Origin of the sequence: Pseudomonas sp. So3.2b (assembly GCF_019464415.1) — a bacterium.
Taxonomy (GTDB): domain Bacteria; phylum Pseudomonadota; class Gammaproteobacteria; order Pseudomonadales; family Pseudomonadaceae; genus Aquipseudomonas; species Aquipseudomonas shahriarae.
Genome location: NZ_CP080494.1, coordinates 5055132 through 5079161, shown reverse-complemented (window position 1 = coordinate 5079161; position 24030 = coordinate 5055132). Strand labels below are relative to the sequence as shown.

General features: G+C 59.9%; 27 protein-coding genes. 17 read left to right on the top strand and 10 right to left on the bottom strand.

Annotated elements, in window-relative coordinates:
• The first annotated feature begins 54 nt into the window (after nucleotides 1–54).
• From K1X80_RS22860 to K1X80_RS22850, 3 genes are all read left to right on the top strand, one after another.
• Nucleotides 55–963 carry an OmpA family protein gene (locus K1X80_RS22860; RefSeq protein WP_057439335.1) on the top strand — a complete coding sequence of 303 codons (909 nt, stop codon included), beginning with the start codon at nucleotides 55–57 and terminating at the stop codon, nucleotides 961–963.
• A 129-nt stretch (nucleotides 964–1092) separates the two neighbouring features.
• The gene (locus tag K1X80_RS22855) at nucleotides 1093–2310 is read left to right on the top strand and encodes an argininosuccinate synthase (RefSeq protein ID WP_029295244.1); all 1218 of its coding nucleotides are present in this window, start codon (nucleotides 1093–1095) and stop codon (nucleotides 2308–2310) included.
• 629 nt (nucleotides 2311–2939) lie between these two features.
• Nucleotides 2940–3572: a response regulator transcription factor gene (locus tag K1X80_RS22850; protein WP_032858436.1), complete on the top strand. Its 633-nt coding sequence runs from the start codon at nucleotides 2940–2942 to the stop codon at nucleotides 3570–3572.
• Between the two features lie 61 nt (nucleotides 3573–3633).
• Here K1X80_RS22850 and K1X80_RS22845 read toward each other — a convergent pair whose 3' ends face one another.
• The 8 genes from K1X80_RS22845 to metG all read right to left on the bottom strand — a co-directional run bounded on the left by K1X80_RS22845 (nucleotide 3634) and on the right by metG (nucleotide 10542).
• A complete protein-coding gene (locus K1X80_RS22845; protein ID WP_057439336.1) occupies nucleotides 3634–3816 on the bottom strand; it encodes a PA3496 family putative envelope integrity protein in 183 nt (60 codons plus the stop codon).
• A gap of 107 nt (nucleotides 3817–3923) precedes the next feature.
• Nucleotides 3924–4562, bottom strand: coding sequence for an endonuclease III (nth, locus tag K1X80_RS22840; protein ID WP_057958609.1), 639 nt, complete (start codon nucleotides 4560–4562; stop codon nucleotides 3924–3926).
• Between the two features lie 16 nt (nucleotides 4563–4578).
• The gene (locus tag K1X80_RS22835; protein ID WP_186625555.1) at nucleotides 4579–5082 is read right to left on the bottom strand and encodes an Rnf-Nqr domain containing protein; all 504 of its coding nucleotides are present in this window, start codon (nucleotides 5080–5082) and stop codon (nucleotides 4579–4581) included.
• Nucleotides 5075–5680, bottom strand: a complete 606-nt coding sequence (locus K1X80_RS22830; RefSeq protein WP_057958611.1) for an RnfABCDGE type electron transport complex subunit G — start codon at nucleotides 5678–5680, stop codon at nucleotides 5075–5077. Before K1X80_RS22830 ends, K1X80_RS22835 begins: the two co-directional genes overlap by 8 nt.
• Nucleotides 5677–6642 (bottom strand): RnfABCDGE type electron transport complex subunit D, encoded by a 966-nt coding sequence (locus K1X80_RS22825; protein ID WP_370693707.1) that lies wholly within the window; start codon nucleotides 6640–6642, stop codon nucleotides 5677–5679. The genes K1X80_RS22830 and K1X80_RS22825 overlap by 4 nt, the downstream gene beginning before the upstream one ends.
• Entirely contained in the window at nucleotides 6629–7837 is a 1209-nt protein-coding gene (gene rsxB, locus K1X80_RS22820) for an electron transport complex subunit RsxB (RefSeq protein ID WP_128593205.1), read from the bottom strand. Before rsxB ends, K1X80_RS22825 begins: the two co-directional genes overlap by 14 nt.
• Nucleotides 7834–8385, bottom strand: a complete 552-nt coding sequence (locus K1X80_RS22815) for an Rnf-Nqr domain containing protein (protein ID WP_057439341.1) — start codon at nucleotides 8383–8385, stop codon at nucleotides 7834–7836. The genes rsxB and K1X80_RS22815 overlap by 4 nt, the downstream gene beginning before the upstream one ends.
• 105 nt (nucleotides 8386–8490) lie before the next feature.
• Nucleotides 8491–10542 (bottom strand): methionine--tRNA ligase, encoded by a 2052-nt coding sequence (metG, locus tag K1X80_RS22810; RefSeq protein WP_216311863.1) that lies wholly within the window; start codon nucleotides 10540–10542, stop codon nucleotides 8491–8493.
• 171 nt (nucleotides 10543–10713) lie between these two features.
• On the opposite strand from metG, the gene apbC reads away from it, so the two are divergent.
• Complete coding sequence (gene apbC, locus K1X80_RS22805) at nucleotides 10714–11808, top strand: iron-sulfur cluster carrier protein ApbC (protein WP_057958615.1); 1095 nt, start codon at nucleotides 10714–10716, stop codon at nucleotides 11806–11808.
• 498 nt (nucleotides 11809–12306) lie between these two features.
• On the opposite strand, the gene fdxA is transcribed toward apbC, so the two are convergent.
• Complete coding sequence (gene fdxA, locus K1X80_RS22800; RefSeq protein ID WP_003222178.1) at nucleotides 12307–12630, bottom strand: ferredoxin FdxA; 324 nt, start codon at nucleotides 12628–12630, stop codon at nucleotides 12307–12309.
• A gap of 142 nt (nucleotides 12631–12772) precedes the next feature.
• Complete coding sequence (gene mutS / locus K1X80_RS22795; RefSeq protein ID WP_057958616.1) at nucleotides 12773–15364, bottom strand: DNA mismatch repair protein MutS; 2592 nt, start codon at nucleotides 15362–15364, stop codon at nucleotides 12773–12775.
• A gap of 197 nt (nucleotides 15365–15561) precedes the next feature.
• Between mutS and K1X80_RS22790 the strand changes: the two genes are divergently transcribed.
• The 13 genes from K1X80_RS22790 to K1X80_RS22730 all read left to right on the top strand — a co-directional run bounded on the left by K1X80_RS22790 (nucleotide 15562) and on the right by K1X80_RS22730 (nucleotide 24009).
• Nucleotides 15562–16290, top strand: coding sequence for an XRE family transcriptional regulator (locus K1X80_RS22790; RefSeq protein WP_081044189.1), 729 nt, complete (start codon nucleotides 15562–15564; stop codon nucleotides 16288–16290).
• Between the two features lie 600 nt (nucleotides 16291–16890).
• Nucleotides 16891–17235, top strand: a complete 345-nt coding sequence (locus tag K1X80_RS22785; RefSeq protein WP_057439345.1) for a phage holin family protein — start codon at nucleotides 16891–16893, stop codon at nucleotides 17233–17235.
• A gap of 21 nt (nucleotides 17236–17256) precedes the next feature.
• Nucleotides 17257–17769 (top strand): hypothetical protein, encoded by a 513-nt coding sequence (locus tag K1X80_RS22780; RefSeq protein WP_170060129.1) that lies wholly within the window; start codon nucleotides 17257–17259, stop codon nucleotides 17767–17769.
• Nucleotides 17770–17773: 4 nt separating this feature from the next.
• On the top strand, nucleotides 17774–18385 hold the full coding sequence (locus tag K1X80_RS22775; RefSeq protein ID WP_198792080.1) for a phage baseplate assembly protein V: 612 nt from the start codon (nucleotides 17774–17776) through the stop codon (nucleotides 18383–18385).
• Nucleotides 18386–18394: 9 nt separating this feature from the next.
• Nucleotides 18395–18727: a phage baseplate protein gene (locus K1X80_RS22770; RefSeq protein WP_198792079.1), complete on the top strand. Its 333-nt coding sequence runs from the start codon at nucleotides 18395–18397 to the stop codon at nucleotides 18725–18727.
• Nucleotides 18724–19719, top strand: coding sequence for a baseplate J/gp47 family protein (locus K1X80_RS22765; protein WP_120734079.1), 996 nt, complete (start codon nucleotides 18724–18726; stop codon nucleotides 19717–19719). The genes K1X80_RS22770 and K1X80_RS22765 overlap by 4 nt, the downstream gene beginning before the upstream one ends.
• On the top strand, nucleotides 19716–20354 hold the full coding sequence (locus K1X80_RS22760; protein WP_057439349.1) for a phage tail protein I: 639 nt from the start codon (nucleotides 19716–19718) through the stop codon (nucleotides 20352–20354). The genes K1X80_RS22765 and K1X80_RS22760 overlap by 4 nt, the downstream gene beginning before the upstream one ends.
• On the top strand, nucleotides 20351–20881 hold the full coding sequence (locus K1X80_RS22755; RefSeq protein WP_057958619.1) for a phage tail protein: 531 nt from the start codon (nucleotides 20351–20353) through the stop codon (nucleotides 20879–20881). The genes K1X80_RS22760 and K1X80_RS22755 overlap by 4 nt, the downstream gene beginning before the upstream one ends.
• Nucleotides 20882–20920: 39 nt before the next feature.
• Nucleotides 20921–21766, top strand: a complete 846-nt coding sequence (locus tag K1X80_RS22750) for a hypothetical protein (RefSeq protein WP_057958620.1) — start codon at nucleotides 20921–20923, stop codon at nucleotides 21764–21766.
• Between the two features lie 2 nt (nucleotides 21767–21768).
• Nucleotides 21769–22038 carry a hypothetical protein gene (locus tag K1X80_RS22745; protein ID WP_057439350.1) on the top strand — a complete coding sequence of 90 codons (270 nt, stop codon included), beginning with the start codon at nucleotides 21769–21771 and terminating at the stop codon, nucleotides 22036–22038.
• Between the two features lie 92 nt (nucleotides 22039–22130).
• Nucleotides 22131–22334: a hypothetical protein gene (locus K1X80_RS22740; RefSeq protein ID WP_057444703.1), complete on the top strand. Its 204-nt coding sequence runs from the start codon at nucleotides 22131–22133 to the stop codon at nucleotides 22332–22334.
• 2 nt (nucleotides 22335–22336) lie between these two features.
• Complete coding sequence (locus K1X80_RS22735) at nucleotides 22337–23503, top strand: hypothetical protein (protein ID WP_057439351.1); 1167 nt, start codon at nucleotides 22337–22339, stop codon at nucleotides 23501–23503.
• The gene (locus tag K1X80_RS22730) at nucleotides 23503–24009 is read left to right on the top strand and encodes a phage major tail tube protein (RefSeq protein ID WP_057439352.1); all 507 of its coding nucleotides are present in this window, start codon (nucleotides 23503–23505) and stop codon (nucleotides 24007–24009) included. The genes K1X80_RS22735 and K1X80_RS22730 overlap by 1 nt, the downstream gene beginning before the upstream one ends.
• Nucleotides 24010–24030 lie beyond the last annotated feature (21 nt).

The window sequence follows — 24030 nt, the reverse complement described above, 5'->3', positions numbered from 1 at the left end:
TGCCTTAACGATGTATGACGCCTTGTTGTGTTGTAGAAACCAGTGGAGCCGCCCGTGCGCCAGCAATATCTAGCCCTGCTCAGCGTGTTCGCCAGCCTGCCTGCGATGGCCCTGACCTTCCAGACGCGCCTGGAAAATATCGAGTGGAAGGTGGAAGGCGACAAGTTCGAGTGCCGCCTGAGCCAGCCGATCGCCGATTTTGGTTCGGGTGAGTTCGTGCGCCGGGCCGGCGAGCAGGCGACATTTCGCTTGAAAGCCTACAACAGCGCGCTGGGCGTCGGCTCCGCAACACTCTTGGCGGCGGCGGCGCCGTGGCAGCCGGGGCGCGGTGATATCAACCTCGGAGCGGTGCGTGCGGGCAGCGGCGATGTGCTGTTCAACAGCTCCCAGGCCCAGGCCGGGCGCCTGTTCAATGGCTTGCTCGATGGTCGCAGCCCGACTGTGCGCCACTATTCCCGGGATGGCGGCTATTCGGAAATCCGCTTGCTGCCGGTGCGCTTCAACAAGGCCTACAGCGATTACCAGTTATGTACTGCGAAATTGCTGCCGATGAATTTCGAGCAGGTCAAACAGGCTGAAGTCGGCTTTCCGGGTGGCGGTATCGACCTCGACCCGGCGGCCAAGGCCAAGCTGTTGGTCATGCTTGAGTTCATCAAGGCCGACCCTACGGTCAACCATATCGAACTGGACGGCCATTCGGATAACAGCGGCAATCGCCTGACCAATCGCGACCTGTCCCGGCGTCGAGGCCTGGCGGTGATGGACTTCTTCAAGGCCAATGGCATTCCCGAATCGCAGATCGTCCTGCGCTTCCACGGCGAGCGCTATCCGCTGGTGCCCAATACCAACCCGGCCAACCGGGCGAAGAACCGGCGGGTGAATATCCATCTCGACCGGGTGCCAGCCCCCGAGAAACCGGCACCCCAGGCCACCGCCCCGGCGAATGCGGCGGCGACCTCGTAGGCATCGGCCACTCGTCGCTCGCCCGACATAATCTGTCGCTTTATCTTCATTTGCTGTCGCGCCCCTGTAATTTCACGGTTTTGATCGGTAGAATCGACGCCTTTCCGTAAAACCCCGTGGAGTGATGGCATGGCCGACGTAAACAAGGTCGTTCTCGCGTATTCCGGCGGCCTGGACACTTCGGTGATCCTCAAGTGGCTGCAGGATACTTATAACTGTGAAGTGGTGACCTTTACCGCTGACCTGGGTCAGGGCGAAGAGGTCGAACCTGCACGAGCCAAGGCGCAAGCCATGGGCGTCAAAGAGATCTACATTGACGACCTGCGCGAAGAATTCGTCCGCGATTTCGTTTTCCCGATGTTCCGCGCCAACACCGTCTACGAAGGCGAGTACCTGCTGGGTACTTCCATCGCACGTCCGCTGATTGCCAAGCGCCTGATCGAAATCGCCAACGAAACCGGCGCTGACGCCATTTCCCATGGCGCCACCGGCAAAGGCAACGACCAGGTGCGTTTCGAACTGGGCGCCTATGCCCTGAAGCCTGGCGTGAAAGTGATTGCTCCTTGGCGTGAATGGGACCTGCTGTCCCGTGAAAAACTGATGGATTACGCTGAAAAGCACGCCATCCCGATCGAACGCCATGGCAAGAAGAAGTCCCCGTACTCGATGGACGCCAACCTCCTGCACATCTCCTATGAAGGCGGCGTGCTGGAAGACACCTGGACCGAGCACGAAGAAGACATGTGGAAATGGACCGTCTCCCCGGAGAACGCTCCTGACAAGCCGCAGTACCTGGAACTGACCTACCGCAACGGCGACATCGTCGCGCTGGACGGCGTCGAAATGACCCCGGCCACCGTACTGGCGACCCTCAACCGTATCGGTGGCGAGCACGGTATCGGCCGTCTGGACATCGTCGAAAACCGTTACGTGGGCATGAAGTCCCGTGGCTGCTACGAAACCCCGGGCGGCACCATCATGCTGCGCGCTCACCGCGCCATCGAGTCCATCACCCTGGACCGTGAAGTGGCTCACCTCAAAGACGAGCTGATGCCTAAATACGCCAGCCTGATCTACACCGGTTACTGGTGGAGCCCTGAGCGTCTGATGCTGCAGCAGATGATCGACGCCTCCCAGGTCCATGTGAACGGTGTGGTGCGCCTGAAGCTGTACAAGGGCAACGTGATCGTCACCGGCCGCAAGTCCGATGAGTCGCTGTTCGATGCCAATATCGCGACCTTTGAAGAAGATGGCGGTGCCTACAACCAGGCTGACGCTGCTGGCTTCATCAAGCTCAACGCACTGCGCATGCGCATTGCGGCCAACAAGGGCCGCAAGTTGTTCTGAAGTACCTGAAGCGTCATAAAGAGTGGCCCCTTGAAAAAGGGGCCATTTTTTTTGTCCGTCATTCAGGAGGTCCGGGTTTTGTTTATCAGTGTTTAATGTCTTGCCGATGTGTTTGGGGCGTTGCTGTTTATTAGTTTTGCTTTTGTTTTTTTGTGTCGGGAAGTTGATGCTTCAGGCATGCAGCCTTGTTTGTGTTTAAAATCATTCGGTTGTTTAGTAGGAAAGAGATGGAGTTCTATTTTATTTGTGGAAATATCTGTCAGATAATTCCAAGTGTTGTTAATGACTGTTGCACCGAGGGAACTTTTTTGCAGGGGCAATGGCCGCGTCGAGGCACGCAGGTCTGGCCCGTGCAAGGGGCATTTCCTGAAAATGGCGTGCGTCATGTTTACTTTTCTAGGGTAAACGGTGCTTTTTTTGCTCAAAATATGTTTGCCCACGGAAAGTTCTGAAAGGCTGAACAATAACCGACACATCCATAGAGGCGTTTTTTTGTAGGTCTATTCTCATAACTTTGTGGGTTGGGTCTCTGCTTGTCGTTACTTGGGGGGGAGTGCTATGCCAAGGAGGAAACGACTAGGCTATTGTGCTGGCTCTGAATAATTCGAACAGCGAAATTGGACTTGCCCATGAATAAAGTGCTGATCGTGGATGATCATCCCGTCATTCGCCTTGCTGTACGCATGCTAATGGAACGTCATGGTTATGAGGTCGTTGCAGAGACCGATAACGGAGTCGACGCGTTACAACTAGCGCGGGAGCATATGCCGGATATTGTCATCCTGGATATTGGAATTCCCAAACTTGACGGTTTGGAAGTTATTTGTCGCCTGTCTTCCACAAAGCAGGCGCAACCCTTCAAGGTGCTGGTGCTGACCTCCCAGGCACCCGGTCACTTCTCCATGCGCTGCATGCAGGCGGGGGCGGCGGGCTATGTGTGCAAGCAGCAGGACCTTACCGAGCTGCTGAGCGCAATCAAGGCCGTGCTGTCTGGCTACAGCTATTTCCCCAACCAGGCACTCAACTCGGTGCGGTCCACCCAGGGCAATACCAGCGAGGCGGATATGGTCGAACGGCTCTCAGGCCGGGAGATGATGGTGCTACAGCAGTTGGCCCAGGGAAAAACCAACAAAGAAATCGCCGACGGCATGTTCCTCAGCAACAAGACGGTGAGTACCTACAAGACGCGTCTGCTGCTCAAGCTCAATGCCCGGTCCCTGGTGGACCTGATCGAGCTCGCTCAGCGCAACGGCCTGGTTTAAGAAGCAGGGAGCAACAGGCAGGAAAAGCCTCCATCGCGGAGGCTTCTGTGTGATCGTTTGGCTAGAGATCGAAATCGTAATCGGCCAACTGTTTTTGCAGGCGTCGCTCTTCCAGAAGATTGTCGATGGTGCGGCGTTTGCTCAAATTGGTCTTGGCCACTTCTACGGGCGCCTCGGCTACTTCGTCAGTGTCCGTTGCCACAAAGTCATCTTCTACATCCAGTTGTTCTTTGCCAGTGCTCATAAGGTTAACTCCAGGCTAAGACTGCCGTTGGCGCTCCTTATATCGGCAATTGCGCACCGGGTAAAAAAGATTTTTTCAATCGACTCATCAATAAAAGCAATGACGGCTCAATCGTCAGACGTCTTTTCCTTGTATTCACACAGATCCTCGATGCGACAGCTGCCACAACGCGGCTTGCGGGCCTGGCACACATAACGGCCGTGCAGAATCAACCAGTGGTGGGAGTCGAGCAGGTAAGGCTTTGGCACAAATTTCATCAGTTTTTTCTCCACCTCCACCACATTCTTGCCCGGTGCGATCCCTGTGCGGTTACTCACGCGGAAAATATGTGTGTCCACCGCCATGGTCAATTGGCGAAACGCTGTATTGAGCACCACATTGGCCGTCTTGCGACCCACGCCGGGCAAAGCTTCAAGTGCTTCCCGGGTTTGTGGCACTTCGCCGCCATGCAACTCGACCAGCAGTCGGCAGGTTTCTATGACGTTTTTTGCCTTGCTGTTATACAGGCCAATGGTCTTGATGTACTGCGACAGCCCCTCCACCCCCAGGGCATGGATCGCCGCTGGAGTATTGGCCACCGGAAACAGCTTGGCCGTGGCCTTGTTGACGCCTACATCCGTCGATTGCGCAGACAGGATCACCGCAATCAGCAGCTCGAACGGCGACGAGTAGGCCAGCTCGGTCTTGGGGGCTGGGTTGTCCTCGTGAAACCGACGAAAGATCTCCAGGCGTTTTGCGGCATTCATGGGGCGAGCGGTTCCTTCAGTGTGGTTTGCGGCGTTGGGTCCAGGCTTGCCACCCGGCAAGCCACAACCCGAGCAGGATAAACCCTGTGGGGGCGAGGGTGGCGATGCTGCTGCCGAGTAACAAGCGCGAGAGGGTGATTGCAACCAATAGCCCGGTAGCAACGGTGAATAGCTGAAGCTGCGCCCTGCGCTGGTTGGCGGCGAACAGGCCGGCATGTTCAAGCAATACGCATTGCACGCCAATTAACCCCAGGTACGCTCCCAGGGCCATAGACGGGCCAAAGGCCAGGGCCTGGGCCACCAAGTGTGCGCAACTGACCCAGGTGGTGGCCAGCAACACATTGGCAATCAGCCGCCAATTGCCACTGAGGCGATTACGCACCCAGGCGCAGCTCCAGCCATGCAGCGTCACGATCAGCACACACAGCGCCCAGAAGGCAGCGGCGCCGGCCGGGGTGGCGCTGACACCCAGCAGCGCAGGCAGCAGCAACAGGCTGCCAAGGGCGAATGGTTTAGTCATGGCTGGCAGTCTCCAGCAGCGCCTGACGATGTTCGTCAAAATACCGCAAGGCATCATGGGTTGCGTTAATCACCGCGCGGGAGGTGATGGTCGCGCCCGCCATCTGGTCGAACTGGCCACCGTCTTTCTTCAGCGCCCATATCTGCGGACTTTCCCGCGACAACCCTTTGAACGAGGCAAGCCAGGGATTGCCGGGCTCGCCAATAGGTCCGCCCAATGTCGGGGTTTCTGCGTGGGCCAGGGTCTTTACCCCGAGCAGCTTGGCGTTGTGGTCGATGGCAATCAGCAATTGGATACGTCCACCGTAACCATCGACCTGCGCGCGCAGCACGACGGCGCTGGGTTTACCGGCCAGGGTCGCGAGGTAACCACCCAGCAGTTGACTGTTATCCAGCATTTCCGAGGCGATACCCAGCGGGCGCTCCAGGGGGTGATTGTCATAACTGCCAGCGGGCAGTACATCCAGCAACGCCCGACTTTGCATTTCACGCTGCTGCGCGGCAATGGGCTTGCTCGTCAGCTGTTGCAGGCCAACGGTCAGGCCCACCGCGCCGACGGCGATCATCAGCACGATCAAGGCTTGCCAGGTGCGCGTCATGCCTTCACCGCCTGCGGCCGTGCCCAGCGCTCCAGTGTCGGCACTGCCAGGTTCATCATCAGTACGGCGAACGCCACGCCATCCGGGTAGCTGCCCCAGGTGCGGATCAGGTAGGTCAGCAGCCCCACGCCCACCCCAAACAGCAAGCGTGCCCGCGCACTTTTCGCGCCCGACACCGGTTCGGTGACGATAAAGAAGGCGCCGAGCATGGTGGCCCCGGTCAGCAGGTGAAACAGCGGCGAGCCATTGGAGTCCGAGCCCGAGCCGTTCCAGCCCAGCAGGCTGATGACAAACAGGCTGGCGAGCATGCCCACCGGCGCATGCCAACTGAATACCCGTTGCTGCAGTAAAAAGACGCCGCCGGCGAGAAACGCCAGGTTTACCCACTCGCTGCCGGTGCCGCCGATCTGGCCGAACGCCGGGTTGCTGGCAAACAGTTCATCAATGGTCAGGCTGTTATTGATGCGTAACGTATCCAGCGCCGTGGCCCGGGCCCAGGCATCGGCGGTGTCGCCGTGCAGGCCGAACACCTGTTGCAGGCCGGCCAGCAGGTCCAGGCCGTGGGATGCCGGCCAATGGGTCATTGGCTGGGGAAAGGCCAGCAGCATCAGCGCATAACCGAGCATGGCCGGGTTGAAGGGGTTCTGCTTGCCACCATACAGATGTTTGCCCAGCAGCAATCCACTGCTCACAGCGCCCACGCATAGCCACCACGGGCAGTAAGGTGGCAGCGCCAGGGCCAGCAGGACCGCGCTGACCAGGCCACTGAGGTCGCCACCGCCCTGGCCGCGCAACCGGCGCACCCCGGCTTCGACGGCCCAGGCACAGGTGCCGGCCAGCAACAGATTGATCAACACGCCCCAGCCATACAGCCAGAACAGCACCAGCACGCCGGGCGTTACCGCCATCAACAGGCGCTGCATGGCCTGTTGCTGGCGCTCAACAACGTCAGGCCCCGACATGTTCATCCACCAACCGCTGAGCGTCAGCCAGGCGTTGTCTGGCGTCCATTAACGCGTTGGTACTGCTGGCGGGCTGGCGTTCGAGTTTGTTCAGGTCGGCGCGGGCATAGGCCAGGGCGGTCTTCAATTGGCGCAGTTGGCTGTCGATGGGCCGTTTCTCGACACGTTGCAAATCAGGCCTGGGCTGCTCGGAGGCTTCTTCGGCCGCATGCAAGGCTTGTTCAGCGTCGGCCAGGGCTGCGCCCAGGGCGGCCAGTTGTTCGGCATCGGCAAGCGCGTCCTGGGCTTTTTTCAGCTCGGCGCGACGCATGGCCAACTGGATTTTGGCGCGTTTGAGCGCTGGATCTTTATTGGCCTGGGGGATCACAACAGCGGGGGCGTTGGTTTCAAGGGCGGCCAATGCCTGTTCGGCGGATTCAAATTGCTGTTGCAGGATGATCAACTGCGACTGTTGCTCAAAGGTCGGCGGATGGCCGAAGGCTTTCAGGGATTTATGCAGTTGCGCCCGGCTCATCGCCAGGTTGATCTTGGCCTTTTTTAGCGCGGCGTCGATGTCGGCGTCTTTTTGCGCGCGCACGCGCTCGATGGCAGCCTGCAGCGGGTCGCCGTTGCTCTCTGCGCTGGGGGCCGGGCGTTTACTGCGGGCCAGGCGTTCTGCCAGCTTGTGCTCTTCCTCGCGTTGCAGCCTGGCGTTGCGTTGCTCGAAGCGGCGGCGGGCGCGCTCACGCTTGGCCCCGCGCTCTTGGCGCTCCTCGGCGGTGCTGGCATAGCCCGCGACAATTGGCAGCACCGTGGCCAGCGGCAAGGGCAGCATGTCGATGCAGTCCACCGGACAGGGCGCGACACACAAGTCGCAACCGGTGCATTCATCCACGATCACGGTGTGCATCAACTTGGCCGCGCCGACAATCGCATCCACCGGGCAAGCCTGGATGCACTTGGTGCAACCGATGCACTCGGCCTCACGGATAAAGGCAATCTGCGCGGGGGCTTCACCACGGGTGCTGTCCAGCTCCAGGGGCGCCAGGTTCAACAGCTGCGCCAGCTCGGCGATGGTTTCCGTGCCGCCTGGCGGGCACTTGTTGATAGCCTCACCCCGGGCGATGCCTTCGGCGTAGGGGCTGCAACCAGGGTGCCCGCATTTGCCGCATTGGGTCTGGGGCAGCAGGGCGTCGATACGTTGAATCAGGCTCATGGTTTGATCATTGCGTTTAAGCCCAGCAACGCCACGGCCATCAGCCCGGCACTGAACAGGTCCACGGGCAGGCCTTTGAAGGGCTGGGGGATATCGTTGTGGTCTATGCGCTGGCGCAAATCGTTGAACAGGCTGAGGGTCAGCCAGAATGCCGGGCCGATCCCCAGGCTATAGATCAGTTGGGTGGTATTGCCAGGGCCCAGGAATACCACGCTGAGCACACCGGCGTTCGCCAGCAGCGGCAGCCACAACCCGTCGAAGGGCAGTGCGGGCACGCGGCGGGAAAGTACCGTCAGCAATGGCTGGCTCAACAAGATCGCCACCGGCACATAAGCAAACAGCCATACAGCGTCCAGCGCCAAGGGTTGCAACACAAAGTGAACAACCAGGTAGCTGAAAGCGCCGCTGAGGGCGACCAAGAGTGTGGTCGCCAACCCTAGGGCGTGCACCCGCCGTCGTTCCAAAGGCGGATCCCCAGGCAGCGCAACACGCAGCAGGTATTGGCTGATCAGGGCAGCGCAGAGAAGGGCGACAAGCAGTTCGGTCATGGTCGAGCCGGTTAAGCAAACAGGGCCTGATTATCCGGCAAGCAGGGAGAGGGTACTAGCGCAAACCGCCCTGTCGCGGCCAATCACCGCGACAGGGTTTTCCGGTTACTTGATGCGCTGGCCAGGCTTGGCGCCACTGTCCGGGCTGAGCAGGTAGATTTCCTCGCCGCCAGGGCCGGCTGCCATCACCATGCCTTCGGAGATGCCGAACTTCATTTTGCGTGGCTTGAGGTTGGCAATCATCATGGTCAGGCGACCATCGAGCTTAGACGGGTCCGGGTAGGCACTTTTGATCCCGGAGAACACGTTGCGTTGCTCGTCACCGATATCCAGGGTCAGGCGCAACAGCTTGTCGGCGCCTTCCACGGCTTCGGCCTTGATGATCAGCGCGACCCGCAGGTCCACGGCGGCAAAGGTATCGAAGTCGATTTCCGGCGACAGCGGATCCTTGGCCAGCTCGCCATTGCCCGCTGGGGCGGCGTTGCCGGTGTCGGTCTGGCTGGCGGTCAGGTCTTCCTTGGAAGCATCCGTCATGGCCTGCACCTTGACCGGGTCGATACGGGTCATCAGCGGCTTGAATTCGTTGAGCTGATGGTTGTTGAGCAGGCTGGTGTGGTCATTCCAGGTCAACGGTGCAACGTTGAGGAACGCCTCGGCGTCGGCGGCCAGCAACGGCAGCACCGGCTTGAGGAAGATCACCAACTGGCGGAACAGGTTGATGCCGGTGGCGCAGATGGCCTGGACTTCATCCTGCTTGCCTTCTTGCTTGTTCAGCGACCACGGTGCCTTGTCGGCGATCCAGGCGTTGGCGCGGTCGGCCAGGCCCATGATCTCGCGCATGGCGCGGGCAAAGTCGCGGGCTTCATAGGCGTCGGCGATGCTTGGCGCGGCCGCCAGGAAGGCGTCGGTCAGCTCTGGTGCGGCGTTGACCGGCACCATCACCCCAGCGTTGCCCTTGTGGATAAACCCGGCGCAGCGGCTGGCGATGTTGACCACCTTGCCCACCAGGTCCGAGTTGACCTTCTGCACGAAGTCTTCCAGGTTCAGGTCCAGGTCGTCGACGCCACGGCCCAGCTTGGATGCGTAGTAGTAGCGCAGGTATTCCGGCGACAGGTGGTCCAGGTAGGTGCGCGCCTTGATAAAGGTGCCACGGGACTTGGACATCTTCTGGCCATTGACCGTCAGGTAGCCGTGCACGGCGATGCCGGTCGGCTTGCGGTAGCCCGACCCTTCGAGCATTGCCGGCCAGAACAGGGCGTGGAAGTTGACGATGTCCTTGCCGATGAAATGGTACAGCTCGGCGGTGGAGTCCTTGCCCCAGAACGCGTCGAAGTCCAGCTCCGGCGTGCGGTCGCAGAGGTTCTTGAAGCTGGCCATGTAGCCAATCGGCGCGTCCAGCCACACATAGAAGTACTTGCCCGGCTCATCGGGGATCTCGAAACCGAAATACGGCGCATCGCGGGAGATATCCCACTGTTGCAGGCCGGCATCCAGCCATTCGGCGATCTTGTTTGCCACGGCGTCCTGCAAGGTGCCGCTACGGGTCCAGGTTTGCAGCATTTCCTGGAAATCCGGGAGCTTGAAGAAGAAGTGCTGGGAATCCTTGAGCACCGGGGTGGCGCCCGAGATCGCCGACTTCGGATCTTTCAGATCGGTCGGTGCGTAGGTGGCACCGCATTTTTCGCAGTTATCGCCGTACTGGTCTTCGGTGCCGCACTTGGGGCAGGTGCCCTTGATGAAGCGGTCGGCCAGGAACATTTTCTTTTCCGGGTCGAAATACTGGGTGATCGAGCGGGTGGCAATGTACCCGGCATCACGCAGTTTCAGATAGATCTGGCTCGACAGCTCGCGGTTCTCTTCGGCGTGGGTCGAGTGGAAGTTGTCGAAATCCACCAGGAACTCGGCAAAGTCGGCGCTATGTTCAGCCTGGACGTTGGCGATCAGTTGTTCCGGGGTGATGCCTTCCTTTTCGGCGCGCAACATGATGGCCGAACCGTGGGCGTCGTCCGCGCAGACATAAATGCATTGATTGCCGCGATGCTTCTGGAAGCGCACCCACATATCGGTCTGGATGTACTCAAGCATATGGCCAAGATGGATGGAACCATTGGCATAGGGCAGGGCGCTGGTGACGAGGATCTTGCGTGGCTCGGACATGGGGCTCGGCTACTTGATGAAACGGAGGTCGGCCACTATAAAGCGCTGGGGAATTTATTTCACCCCGTGAGGCTGTTTCAGGGTTTTCCAATATCGCGAAAGCATGCCCCTCACGCCTCGGAACGGTTAGGATAGCCGCCTGTTTTAGTCTGTCTTTTCCGGGAGTAGCCCATGAGCGCCGTCAATCGCGCAGCGGTGGAAGCCGTTCTTCGCCAGTACACCGACCCCTACCTGAACCAGGACCCGGTCAGCGCCGGCTGTGTCCGGGCCATTGAGGTGCAGGGCGATCAGGTCACGGTCCAGCTTGAGCTGGGCTACGCCGCAGGCCTGTTCAAGAGTGGCTGGGCGCAGATGCTGCAAATGGCCATTGAAGGCCTGGACGGCGTGCGCTCGGCCAAGGTCGACATCCAGTGTGTGATCGCCGCGCATAAGGCCCAGGCACAGATCCCCGGCCTGGCCAACGTCAAGAACGTGGTGGCGGTGGCGTCCGGCAAGGGCGGCGTGGGCAAGTCGACCACGGCGGCCAACCTGGCCCTGGCCCTGGCCCGTGAAGGCGCGCGCGTGGGCATCCTCGACGCGGATATCTATGGTCCCAGCCAGGGCGTGATGTTTGGCATCGCCGAAGGCTCGCGGCCAAAGATCAAGGACCAGAAGTGGTTCGTGCCGATCCAGGCCCATGGCGTGGAAGTGATGTCGATGGCGTTCCTGACCGATGACAACACCCCGATGGTGTGGCGCGGGCCCATGGTTTCCGGGGCCTTGATGCAACTGGTGATGCAGACCGACTGGGGCAACCTGGACTACCTGGTGATCGACATGCCGCCGGGCACCGGTGATATCCAGCTGACCCTGGCGCAAAAAGTGCCGGTGGCCGGTGCAGTGATTGTCACCACCCCCCAGGACCTGGCGTTGCTGGATGCGCGCAAAGGCGTGGAGATGTTCCGCAAGGTCAACATCCCGGTGCTGGGTGTCGTGGAGAACATGGCGGTACACATCTGCTCCAACTGCGGCCATGCCGAGCATCTGTTCGGTGAAGGCGGCGGCGAAAAACTCGCCACCCAATATGACGTTGAGCTGCTGGCTTCGTTGCCGCTGGCGATGGGCATTCGTGAGCAGGCAGATGGTGGCAAGCCGACGGTCGCCGCCGAACCCGATGGGCAGATCGCCATGGTCTATCAGGAACTGGCCCGTCATGTAGGTGCGCGGATTGTCTTGCAGGAAGCCGGTGCCCAGGCAATGCCGACCATCACTGTCAGCGACGACTGATCGACCTGAAGGCAGACAAGCCTCGACCCTGTCGGGGCTTTTTCTTGCCTGGCGTAAACCTTTTGGGAGGGCGGGTGCGCATTTCCCTAATGGACGGTGTAAGCATTCGCTTACTTTTTCGTAAGTGTTTGGTTTTTTAACCGGACCTGGATGCCTCGAATCACCTGGACATATTTCTATATCATTGAAATATAACGCTTATTTATTTGTGATCGAGAGCGACGGCGGGGTGTGCTTGGGAATGGATCCCGTTGAACTTGTCTGGGAAGTCTCTACTATCAGCCCTGTGTCCACGGATTGACACAGTCATCACGGAACGATGATTCAGGGAACCTCGCAGGATGCGATTCATCAGGACGATGAAAAGGAACACAGGGACTAGGGAAAAAATGTGGGCGGGTCAAACCGCCCCTTTTTTTTGCCTGCAGAAAAGTAAAAGACCCGCGCGCAAAAACGCAAAAAGGCCCGCAAGGGGCCTTTTAGAGGGGCGCGACGCTGTTAGCGTTCGAGGTCTTTGATCTTGCCTTTAACGCCATCCCACTCTTCCGCATCTGGAAGCGATTCTTTCTTCTCAGTGATGTTGGGCCAGATTTCCGCCAGCTCGACGTTCAACTGAATAAATTCCTGCATGTCCTCCGGTACTTCATCCTCGGAGAAAATCGCAACGGCCGGGCATTCTGGCTCACACAGGGCGCAGTCAATGCACTCATCCGGGTGGATTACCAGGAAGTTCGGGCCTTCGTAAAAGCAGTCCACCGGACACACTTCTACGCAGTCGGTGTACTTGCACTTGATGCAGTTGTCGGTGACGACGAAGGTCATTTCTAGTTTTCTCCTCAGGCGGCGGCAGCGAAACCCCTTCTGGCAGGGCTCGCGAGGTTTGGGAGCGATAGTCTGCAGGCCAGGCTAAAAGCCCGCAGCATCCCAAACCGCGCGAGATTCTATCAGCTTGCACGCGTCTGCGTTAGACCCGTGTCTTCAGTGCATAGAGCAATTCCAACGCTTTTCGTGGAGTCAAGTCGTCCAGGTCAAGCTTTGCCAACTCATCCAGTACCGGGTGGGGCAGGCTGGCGAACATATCGCTCTGCATGGGCACACCCGGTTTGCTGGTGGCCTTGGCTGGGCTTGCAACCACGGTTTCGTGGGGCAGGGCGGTGGTTTCCAGGCGGCTGAGGTGCTCGCGGGCGCGCAGGATCACATCGTTCGGCACACCGGCCAACTGGGCCACGGCCAGGCCGTAACTCTGGCTGGCCGGCCCTGGCAGCACATGGTGCAGGAACACGATGCGCTCGTTGTGCTCGGTGGCATTGAGATGCACGTTAGCCACCAACGGCTCGCTTTCCGGCAGCACGGTCAGTTCGAAATAGTGGGTGGCGAACAGCGTGTAGGCCCGCAGGTGGGCCAGGCGCTCGGCAGCAGCCCAGGCCAGGGACAGGCCGTCGAAGGTACTGGTGCCGCGCCCCACTTCGTCCATCAGCACCAGGCTGCGGTCGCTGGCATTGTGCAGGATATTGGCGGTTTCGCTCATTTCCACCATAAAGGTCGAACGGCCACCGGCCAGGTCATCGCTGGAGCCGATCCGGGTGAAGATGCGGTCTACCAGGGACAGCTCGCAACTGGCCGCCGGCACAAAGCTGCCGATATGCGCCAGCAGCACGATCAAGGCGGTCTGGCGCATGTAGGTGGATTTACCGCCCATGTTCGGACCGGTGATCACCAGCATGCGGGTATCGTCGTCTAGCGACAGATCGTTGGCCACGAACGGCGTGGTCAGCACTTGCTCCACCACCGGGTGGCGACCCTGGACGATGCGCATGCACGGCTCGCCGACAAAACGCGGGCAGTTCAGGTCAAGGTTCAGGGCGCGCTCGGCAAGGTTGCTCAACACATCCAGCTCGGCCAGGGCCGCAGCGGTGTCCTGCAGCGGTGCCAGCTTGCCGATCAGGTCTTCGAGCAGGGCTTCATAGAGCATCTTTTCCCGGGCCAGGGCGCGGCTCTTGGCCGACAGCGCCTTGTCTTCGAATTCTTTGAGCTCAGGGGTGATAAAGCGCTCGGCACCTTTAAGGGTCTGGCGACGCTGGTAATCAATAGGTGCCTGCTCGGCCTGCTTGCTTGGCAACTCAATGAAGTAGCCGTGCACACGGTTGTAGCCGACCTTCAGGTTGGCCAGGCCGGTGCGGGCTTTTTCGCGGGCTTCCAGGTCGATCAGGAACTGCCCGGCGTTCTCGCTCAAGGCTTGCAGCTCATCCAGCTCGCTGTCGTAACCGGTCTTCAGCACGCCGCCGTCGCGGATGATCGCGGGCGGGTTGTCAATAATGGCTTTTTCCAGCAGCGCAGCCAGTTCCGGGTAGGTGCCGGCCGTGACAGCAAGTTGTTGCAGGTGCGGCGCGTCCAGTTCGGTCATCGCCTGTTGCAACTCGGGCAGCACGCCCAGCGCGTCACGCAGGCGCGCCAGGTCACGCGGGCGGGCGTTACGCAGGCCGATCCGCGCAAGAATCCGCTCGATATCACCGATTTCCTTGAGCTGCGGTTGCAGCTTTTCAAAGCGGTAGCCGTCCAGCAGGCAGGTAATGGACGACTGGCGCGCCTGCAATACGGTCAAGTCGCGCAGCGGACGGTTCAGCCAACGGGTCAGCAGACGGCTGCCCATGGCGGTCTGGCAACGGTCCACCACCGACTGCAGGGTATTGTCGCGCCCGCCGGCCAGGTTGGTGTCCAGCTCCAGATTGCGCCGGCTGGCGCCATCGAGCACCACCGTATCGTCCAGGCGCTCATGGCGCAGGCTGCGCAAATGCGGCAGGGCGGTGCGCTGGGTTTCCTTGGCGTAATTGAGCAGGCAACCGGCGGCGCCGATGGCCAGGGTCAGGGTCTCGCAACCAAAACCCTTCAGATCCTGTACGGAGAACTGCTGGCACAGACTTTTCAGCGCCGAATCGCGCTCAAAATCCCACGGCGCACGGCGCTTGGTCCCACGGCGTTTTTCCGCCGGCAGATCCTTTGGCCAATCATCCGGGATCATCAGCTCCACCGGATTGATGCGCTCCAACTCCGCCAGCAGGTTCTCCCAGCCCTTGATTTCCAGGACCGTGAAGTTGCCACTGGTGATATCCAGCACCGCCAGGCCGAACAACCGCTCGTCCCCCAGCACCGCCGCGATCAGGTTGTCGCGCCGCTCATCCAGCAGCGCCTCATCACTCACCGTCCCCGGGGTAATGATGCGCACCACCTGACGTTCCACCGGCCCCTTGCTGGTCGCCGGGTCGCCGATCTGCTCACAGATCACCACCGACTCACCGAGCTTGACCAGCTTGGCCAGATAACCTTCCAACGAATGATAAGGAATCCCGCACATTGGAATCGCCTGCCCAGCCGACTGCCCGCGCGCGGTCAGGGTGATATCCAGCAGCTTGGCGGCCTTCTTCGCGTCTTCATAGAAGATCTCGTAGAAGTCGCCCATGCGATAGAACATCAACTGATCAGGGTGCTGGTTTTTCAGGCGCCAGTACTGCTGCATCATTGGAGTGTGGGAGGACAGATCGGAGGTGTTTTTACTCATTGGGTAGTAGGCAAATTCGTTGAAAGTGATGGGGCAAAGGGGGCGCTTGGCCCAGCATTTTTTGCGATGGCGGCAAGGTTAACATGCGAGGTCCGTGCTTCGCAGTTCACAAACGGCCAGTACACCCGCATACCCCATGCACAAAATATGCAAATTAGCATTTGCCAACCCCAAAAACTCCCGTCACTATCCCCGTTATGCAAAAACGCAACGTTTCAATCGTCTTAAGAGAGCTGCTCGATCGCGACGGGATCTCCCCCACGGAGCTTCACCGGCGTACCGGCGTGCCTCAATCCACTCTGTCCCGGATTCTCAGCGGCAAGATCGTTGATCCGTCGGACAAGCACATCTCGCGGATCGCCGATTACTTCCGGGTGAGCACCGACCAGTTGCGCGGGCGCGCGGGGTCGGCGTGGCAGGATGAGCGCGACCCGATGCATTCGGAGCTCAAGGATATAAGCCTGTGGGACGACGACACGCCCGTTAATGATGACGAGGTGTCGATCCCCTTTTTGCGCGAGGTTGAATTGGCTGCTGGATCAGGAAGATTCGTCATCGAGGAAAGCGAGAAGGCCAGCCTGCGTTTTGGTAAGCGCAGCCTGCGGCATAACGGTGTGCAGTTCGACCAGGCCAAGTGTGTGACGGTACGCGGCAACAGCATGCTGCCGGTGTTGCGTGATGGCGCCACGGTGGGGGTGAATGCCGGCAAGAGCGGGATCGGCGATATCGTCGATGGCGACTTGTATGCCATCAATCACAACGGTCAATTGCGGGTCAAACAGCTCTATCGTCTGCCTTCGGGGATCCGCCTGCGCAGTTTCAACCGTGATGAGCACCCGGATGAGGACTACAGCTTCCAGGATATCCAGGAAGAGCAGATCAGCATCCTCGGTCACGTTTTCTGGTGGGGCATGTACGCCCGCTAACCCTTCTCTGTAAGAAACAGCCCGCCTGAGAGCGGGCTTTTTTTCGCCTATGGAAAACCGCCCAGGGCCCACCACTCAAGGGTCTTATGCGTCAATGCATTACCAAGGTAGAAATAAATGCATTTGTGCATTGACTGTATATGCATACATGCATATTCTCCATCTCAAGCCAGCCAACAAGGTCTGGTGGAGGCGGCAAGGATGCTGCCAAGGAAGACAAGGAAGGCACGCAACACTGGCATGGACGCCACTGAGTGATGGCAAGGACGCCAGGCAATACCGGCAAGGATGCCGACGCTCTTTAGTTTCACGGTTTTACAACAGGCAGCGATGAACCGGCCTTGACGGTTCAGAGGGTTGGCAACTGACCCGGGTGTGCAGCGTAAAGCACCACAAGCAGTTATCCGGCAGACAGGGATCGTGGTCGGAAAAACATCGAGGAAAGATCCGTACCGCGCCAGTAGCGCCGAAAGATCCAAGGACCGCATTACTGAAAAGCCCGGGCTACCGGGCTTTTTGGAATGCCTACCGACACACCCATCCATCTATTTATCAAAGCACCGGCCACCTGCCGGTTTTACGCATTCCAGGAGGCGTGACATGACAAACGAGCAGCAAGCGTTGGCAGAAATGCCTATCTGGCTGGTGATTATTCTGGCCCTGATCGGCGGCGTGTCCGGGGAGATGTGGCGCGCCGACAAGGAGGGCGCCCGCGGTTGGTCGCTGGTCCGCCGTCTGGCCCTGCGTTCCGGGGCGTGCATGGTGTGCGGGGTGTCGGCGTTGATGCTGCTGTACGCCGCCGGCATGTCGATCTGGACGGCGGGCGCCCTCGGCTGCCTGACGGCCATGGCCGGTGCCGACGTCGCCATTGGCCTCTACGAGCGCTGGGCCGCCAAGCGCATCGGGGTGAATGAGCCGCCCGGTTCGCCCCCGGACTCAAAGTGATCGTTGCAAGGAAGCCACACCATGACCCTCATTGAAAAACCGTCACAACTGCCAATAGCCATCGGCCAGGCCCTGCGTACGGCATTCCCGGCGTTACGGGTGGGCAGCCCGCCGGGCATCCTGGCGGCGGATGAAACCGCCGTGGCAATCACAGTCGAGCGCAATGGCCCGGGCGTACGTTCCCTTGAAGGACGCAAGGCCCATGTGTTGTCGATCTCGCTCAAGGTCATGGCCGCCGAAGGCGCGCAAGCTTTTGACGCCTGTGACCTGGCGAGCCGGCTGATGGACCTGGTGCTGGATAACCGTTGGCAGTTGCCGGCGGCCCAGTGCGATGTGCCAGTCAACATTGTCGCGCTGCCATCGACCCTGGCGGGGGCCGACACCCAGTACGACAGTTGGACCGTGTCCTTCAACCAAACCCTCTACATCGGCCCGCCGCTGCTTGACGACCCTATGGGCAAGCCGCTGTTTGCCCGCACCTGGGAGGTGTCGAATATCGACGACCCCGATCAATACCGGCCCCTACAGGAGTAGCCCCATGTTCGACGCACTGTTACGCCTGCAATTGGCGCCCATCGTCGAGCGCCTGGCGCAGATGGAAACCCAGCTTGAAGACCTCTATCGGCGGGCCGAGAGCTTTTGCCGGATCGGCGTGTGCCAGGAGGTCGACGCGGCCAGCAATACCTGCAAGGTCAGGCATGGCGAGTTGCTGACCCCGGCGATTCGCTTTTTCAACCCCAGCGCTGGGGCGCATACCGAAACGCGAATCCCCACGGTGGGAGAGCAATGCCTGCTGCTCAACTACGGCGGCGGCGAGGGCGGGGGGCAGTCGGTGGCGCTGTTTGGCCTGAACAGTGATCGCTTCCCGCCGCTGTCCAGTGTCGCCAGCCTGACGAGCCGGCGTTACCCGGACGGTACGCAAAGCGCCTACGACGCCGCCGGTCATGTGCTGGATTGGAGCAACGGCCCCACGGCATTCACTGGCTCTCGCGAGCAGGTGGAAATGAGTCTGGGCGCTGCCCGTTTGGTCATGACCGCCGCAAACATCAGCGTGCAGGTCGGTGCAGTCGGCCTGCTGCTGGATGCGTCCGGCGTTCACTTGAGCGGCCCGGTGGTGGACCACCAGGGTCGAGTTATCAGCACGGCATAAGGATTTGCCATGATCGGAATAGAGAGAAACACCGGAGCCGTGTTGGACGACTGGCCGCAATTTGTCCAGCGCGCCACCCGGGCCCTGACCACACCTTTGGGCACACGGCAGAAACGCCCGCTGTACGGTTCGCTGATCCCGCAACTGCTGGGGCAGAACCTGGGCGACGACCTGTTGATTCTCGCCCAAAGCCACGCCGCCCAGGCTTTTTACAACCCACAGAACGGCATCGCCGATTTTGATCCGCAAGTCATCGTCGCCAATCGTCAGGGCGCTGGCCTGTTGCTGCGGTTTGCCGGCACCTGGAAAAACCGCAAGCAATCCTTCGAGGTGGTGACATGAGCATGTTGATCCCCGGGCAGAACCAATTGGCGCCGCCCGACCTGATCGCCGTCGACGAGTTCGAGCCGCTGTTGGCGCAGTTCAAGGCGTTTGTCGTCGACTATGTCGCCGTCCGCGCCCCGCAAAGTGCGGCCAAGCTCAAGGTCAGCCTGGATAACGAAAGCGAGTTGCTGACCCTGGCCCTGGAAGCGTTTTGTGTGCGCCTGCAAACCCATGAGCGCAAGTACAACGCGCGCATCCAGCAGATGCTGGCGTGGTGGGCCACCGGCAGCAACCTGGATGCGCGCCTGGCCGATATGGGCCTGGAGCGCCAGGTGCTCGACCCCGGCGACCCGGCGGCATTCCCGCCCGTGCCGCCGACCCTGGAAAGCGATGATGATGCCCGTCTGCGTTACTACCTGGCCCCCCACGCACCGGCTGCCGGTTCGCGCATGCAGTATCGGCGCGAGGTTTTTACCCTCGGCGAGCGGCCGGCGGTGAAAGTCCATGGTACGGCTGCGGGGGTGGTGACGGTCAGCTATACCTTCGACCCGGATGGCTATGCCGCCCAGGTCAAGGACGGCAACGCCCGGCGCACCGCGCCTGGGCAAGTCATGGTCACCGTGCTGTCCCGCACCGGCAATGGCACGCCGTCGGCGGATTTGCTTGAAGGGGTGCGGCGCCATTTCGCCCGGCCCGATGTACGTCCGGAAACCGATTGGGTCACGGTGCAGGGTGCGCAGATCGTGCCGTACAAGATCCGCGTGGTGGCCAAGATCAACGCCGGCCCGGACTCGGGGCTGACACAAGTGGCGGCCCAGCAGTTGCTGCAGACCTATGCCGAGTCCTGTCACTGCCTGGAAGGGCGTGTGGACCCGAGCTGGATCGACTACACCATCCACACCGCCGGGGCGGCGCAGCTGGAGATTCTCGAGCCGCTGGCGCCGATCATCACCACGGCGTTCCAGGCCCCGTACTGCACGGGTGTCGAGGTGGAGGTGCGCAGCTTATGACTGAACAATCTCCCAGCCTGTTGCCTGCCAACAGCTCACCGCTGGAGAAGGCTTTGGACCTGGGCTTTGGTCGACTGCTCGAACGGGTCGTCCCGCCCTTCCCGGCGCTGATGAACCCGCTGCAAACGCCTGCGCCGTTCCTGCCTTACCTGGCCGCCGACCGTGGCGTCAGTGAGTGGAATGCCTCTGCCGACGAAACCGAAAAACGCCTCACGGTGGCGCTGTCCTGGCAAATCCAGCGCCAGGCCGGCACGCCCAAGGCGTTGAGCCACGCGGTCGAATCCCTGGGGTTTACCCCCAATATTCTGGCCTGGTACCAACAGCGCCCGCAGGCCCAGCCCTACACCTTCGACGTGCAGGCGATCATCGGGCGCAGTTGGTCCAGTGGCGACCACAACCGCTTGATCCGCCGTATCAACGCGGCCAAGAGCGAGCGCGACCTGGCCACCATCACCCTGGTGCATGAAGTGCACGGTGGGCTGCCGATGACCGGCGCCGCCCACCGGGCGTTGAGCGACGGCGAGTTGTCGCTGTGGGGCGCGCTGCCGGAACTGATGCTCAGTTCAAGGCTTAACAGTGCGGGCGTGGCCCAGCACTACACCATTAACGACTACGACCTCAGGGCGCAGCCATGACCGATGACATCACGCGCCTGGTGCGCTTCACCTCCAAGGGATTGGATGAAGTGCTGCAGGCAAAGAACCAAGGCTTGAAAGGCGAAATCACCCACATCGCCGCCGGCACCGGCCGCTACAACCCCACCGGCAACGAAACCGCCCTGCGCAATGAGCGCCAGCGGGTAGCGATTGTGGACTACGAAGACCTGGGCCAGCGCCAACTGCGTATGGCCGCGCTGTTTGATGGCGATGGCGAGTATGAGATTGGCGAGTTTGGGTTTTATCTCGCCAGTGGGACGTTGTTGGCCGTGTATTCGGTGGCGGGGCAGTTGCTGACGTATAAGGCGGCGGCTGCTCGGGTGCTGCAGAAGTTTACGTTGGATATTTCGCCGTTGCCGGCGGATAGCGTGACGATTGTGGTGGGGAGTGAGAACTTGAATGTGTTGTTGACCGAGGAGATTGCAGAGCTTGCCACGGCCAGCGTTGACAATATGGCTCGGCATGTTGGTGTGCTATTTCGAGTCATGGCTCTGGAAGCCAAGTGACGAGCTGATTCATAAGATAAGCAATATAGGGAGTTGAATATGAGTATGGAAACTACGATCACTAGTTTGGTCGCGGCTGCAAATAAGTTAACCAGTGCGATAAATGGGAAGGTCGCTGAAATAGATGCTTCTGTTTTGGCGGCGGTTCGTGCAATTCCTGAAATGTCCCGGTCATTTTATGTCGATGCGGTAGGTGGTAGCGATCTGGCCTTGGGATCGGTGGAGGCCCCGCTCAAATCTATTAAAGAGGCGATGGGGCGATCTAATATTACCCCTTATGTAACGATTTACCTGAAGGCAGCTCAGACGCATGAGTATGCGGCTCCTACTGAGCAAACCCCTTACTGGTCAATCGCGAATAAGCTGGTTTTCATGAGGTATGGTTCAGGGAGTAACCCGGTTTTTTCTCCGAAGGTTGGCGAATATATGGCTGGTAGCTCAAATATTCACTTCTTGTCGCTCGAGGGTGGCAGTGTCTACTTTCGATTCGTTGATGTTGTTATGCCGACTGTATTAAAAGCAGGAACGTCTGGTTGGTATTCCTTTGCTTCGTCTCTGTTTCATCGCGCACATGGTCCGGCCGCTTCCGTGCAGGGCTCGGTTACCTTCTCGGGGAGTAAGCTGACGTTGGGTGCGGTAAACGTTTTTTACTCCGGGTACTCTGCTAACTATAAGGTGGAGCTTACGTCCTCCGTTGTGGATGCGGAGTTTTCAACGAAATTTGCTGAGTTGGCCGGCGCTACGATGTTGTTGTCGGTATTTGCCTCGTCGATTACAGGAAATAAAACTTGGTCGCACCTTGTGACTGGTTTGGTAAAAGACTCCGGAGGGAGTCTGTCTAATTTGCTGAGTAATGTTGGCAACGTCGTGGCTGCTGGAGTTTGATGATGATTAAAGAATTCAGAAATAAAGATCAGACTTTCTACAATGTGACTGTAGAGCAGTTGCTTGAGATGGGGTTTTCTAAAGCCGAAGTCGACGCCGCTTTGCAGGTCGAACAGGCCGCTGATATAGCTTTCAATCGTCGCCTGGCTTACCGAACAGATTCGGACCCGCTCTATATGGAGTGGCAGTACGATCAAACCGAGGCCAAGGAGAACGCATGGCGGGCTAAAGTCGCCGAAATCAAGGCTCGTTACCCACTGCCAGGTGAGTAATCCGGCAGCAATCATAAACACCGCGAAAGCGGTTTTTTTTCGCATCCAAGAAAGCCCCATCGCTGGGGCTTTCGCGTTTCTGGAGTCCCCCCATGGCCAACCGCCAAACCTACACCGTCCTCATCCCATTCCCCACCGGAGGTGGCCACTGGTCCGCCGTCGGCCAGGAACTGGACCTGCTGGACGTCGAAGCAACCGCCCTGCGCACCGCCGGCCGCCTGGAATTGACCAGCGTGCTGGCTGCCGCCCAAGACACCCCACCGGCCAAGAAGGCCGTCACCAAGAAGGCTGAATAATCATGGCTGAGGTTTTGAACTTCGAGCATAACGGCATCACCGTCAATGCCAGCGAATCCCCCGAGGCCATGGGTGGCCTGGGTGACAACGTGATCGGTCTGGTCGGCACCGCGCCTAATGCGCACCTGTCGATCCCGAAAAACGCCCCGTTTCGCATCAACAGCTTCACCGCCCAGGCGCTGCTGGACCCGACCGGCGCCGAGTCGGGCACGTTGTTTCATGCGGTGTACCAGATCCTCAAAGTGGTCAAGGTGCCGGTGTATGTGGTGATCGTCGAAGAGGGCGCGACCCCGGCCGATACCCTCAACAACGTGATCGGCGGCAACGAGCCGGTAACCGGTCGCAAACTGGGCCTCGCGGCGCTGAGCAGCGTCCCCGAAGACCTGACCATCATCGGCGCCCCGGGCTTTACCGGGACCAAAGCGGTGGCCGGTGAATTTGCCGCGTTCGGCAAGCGTATCAAGGCCCGTGTGGTGCTGGACGGCAAAGACGCCAGCGTCGCCGACCAAGTGACCTACAGCGGCGAGCTGGGTGGTGCCGACCTGGGTTTCGACCGTTGCCTGCTGGTGCACAACATGCCGTCGGTGTACTCCAAGGCGGCGAAGAAAAACGTGTTTCTCGCGCCGTCGTCCCTGGCCATCGCCGCATTGGCCAAGGTCAAGCAATGGGAAAGCCCGGGCAACCAGGTGACCTTCGCCGAAGACGTGTCCCGCGTGGTCGAGTACAACATCCTCGACACCTCCACCGAAGGCGACCTGCTCAACCGTTACGGCGTGAGCTACTACGCGCGCACCATCCTCGGCGGCTTCTCGCTGCTGGGTAACCGCTCCATCACCGGCAAGTTCATCAGCTATGTCGGCCTGGAAGACGCCATCAGCCGCAAGCTGGTCAAGGCCGGGCAGAAAGCCATGGCGCACAACCTGACCAAATCGTTCATGGACCAGGAGGTCAAGCGCATCAACGACTGGCTGCAAACCCTGGTGGCCGACGAAACCATCCCTGGCGGCAGCGTGTACCTGCACCCGGAACTCAACAGTGTCGAGAAGTACAAGAACGGCACCTGGTTCATCGTGATCGACTACGGCCGCTACGCGCCGAACGAACACATGGTTTATCAACTCAATGCCCGCGATGAAATCATCGAGCAGTTCCTGGAGGACGTTCTCTAATGTTTACCAACCGAGTCAGACAGGCCATTGCGGCCACCCTCCAAGGCCTGCCGCTGTCGGCGACCGTTGAGGAATTCAGCCCGCCGAAGATCGAGTTCGAGATGGAGCCCATGTCCGGTGGGCGCTTTATCGCCGAAGAAATGGCCAAGAGCGCCAAGGTGCTGAACGCCAAGCTGGTGCTGCAAGGCGCCGGTCCCGAAATCATGCTGGCCCTGGGCGTGCGCCTGGGCGAAGACATCCTGCTCAACGTGCGCGAAGCGGGCCAGGACCAGGACGGCAAGACCTACTTCACCTACCACACCGTCGGCGGCAAGCTCAAATCCCTGGAGGAAGCCAAGCTGAAGATGGGCGAAAAGGTCACCACCACCCTGGATCTGTCCTGCCGCACCTACCATCGCCTGGACAACGGCGTGCCGGTGATCGACATCGACGTGCGCACCCAGAAGTTTGTGCTCAACGGCGTCGACATCCTCGGCGATGCCCGGCGTGCGGTGTTGATGCCGTAAGCCCTTCCACGAATCGGAAAT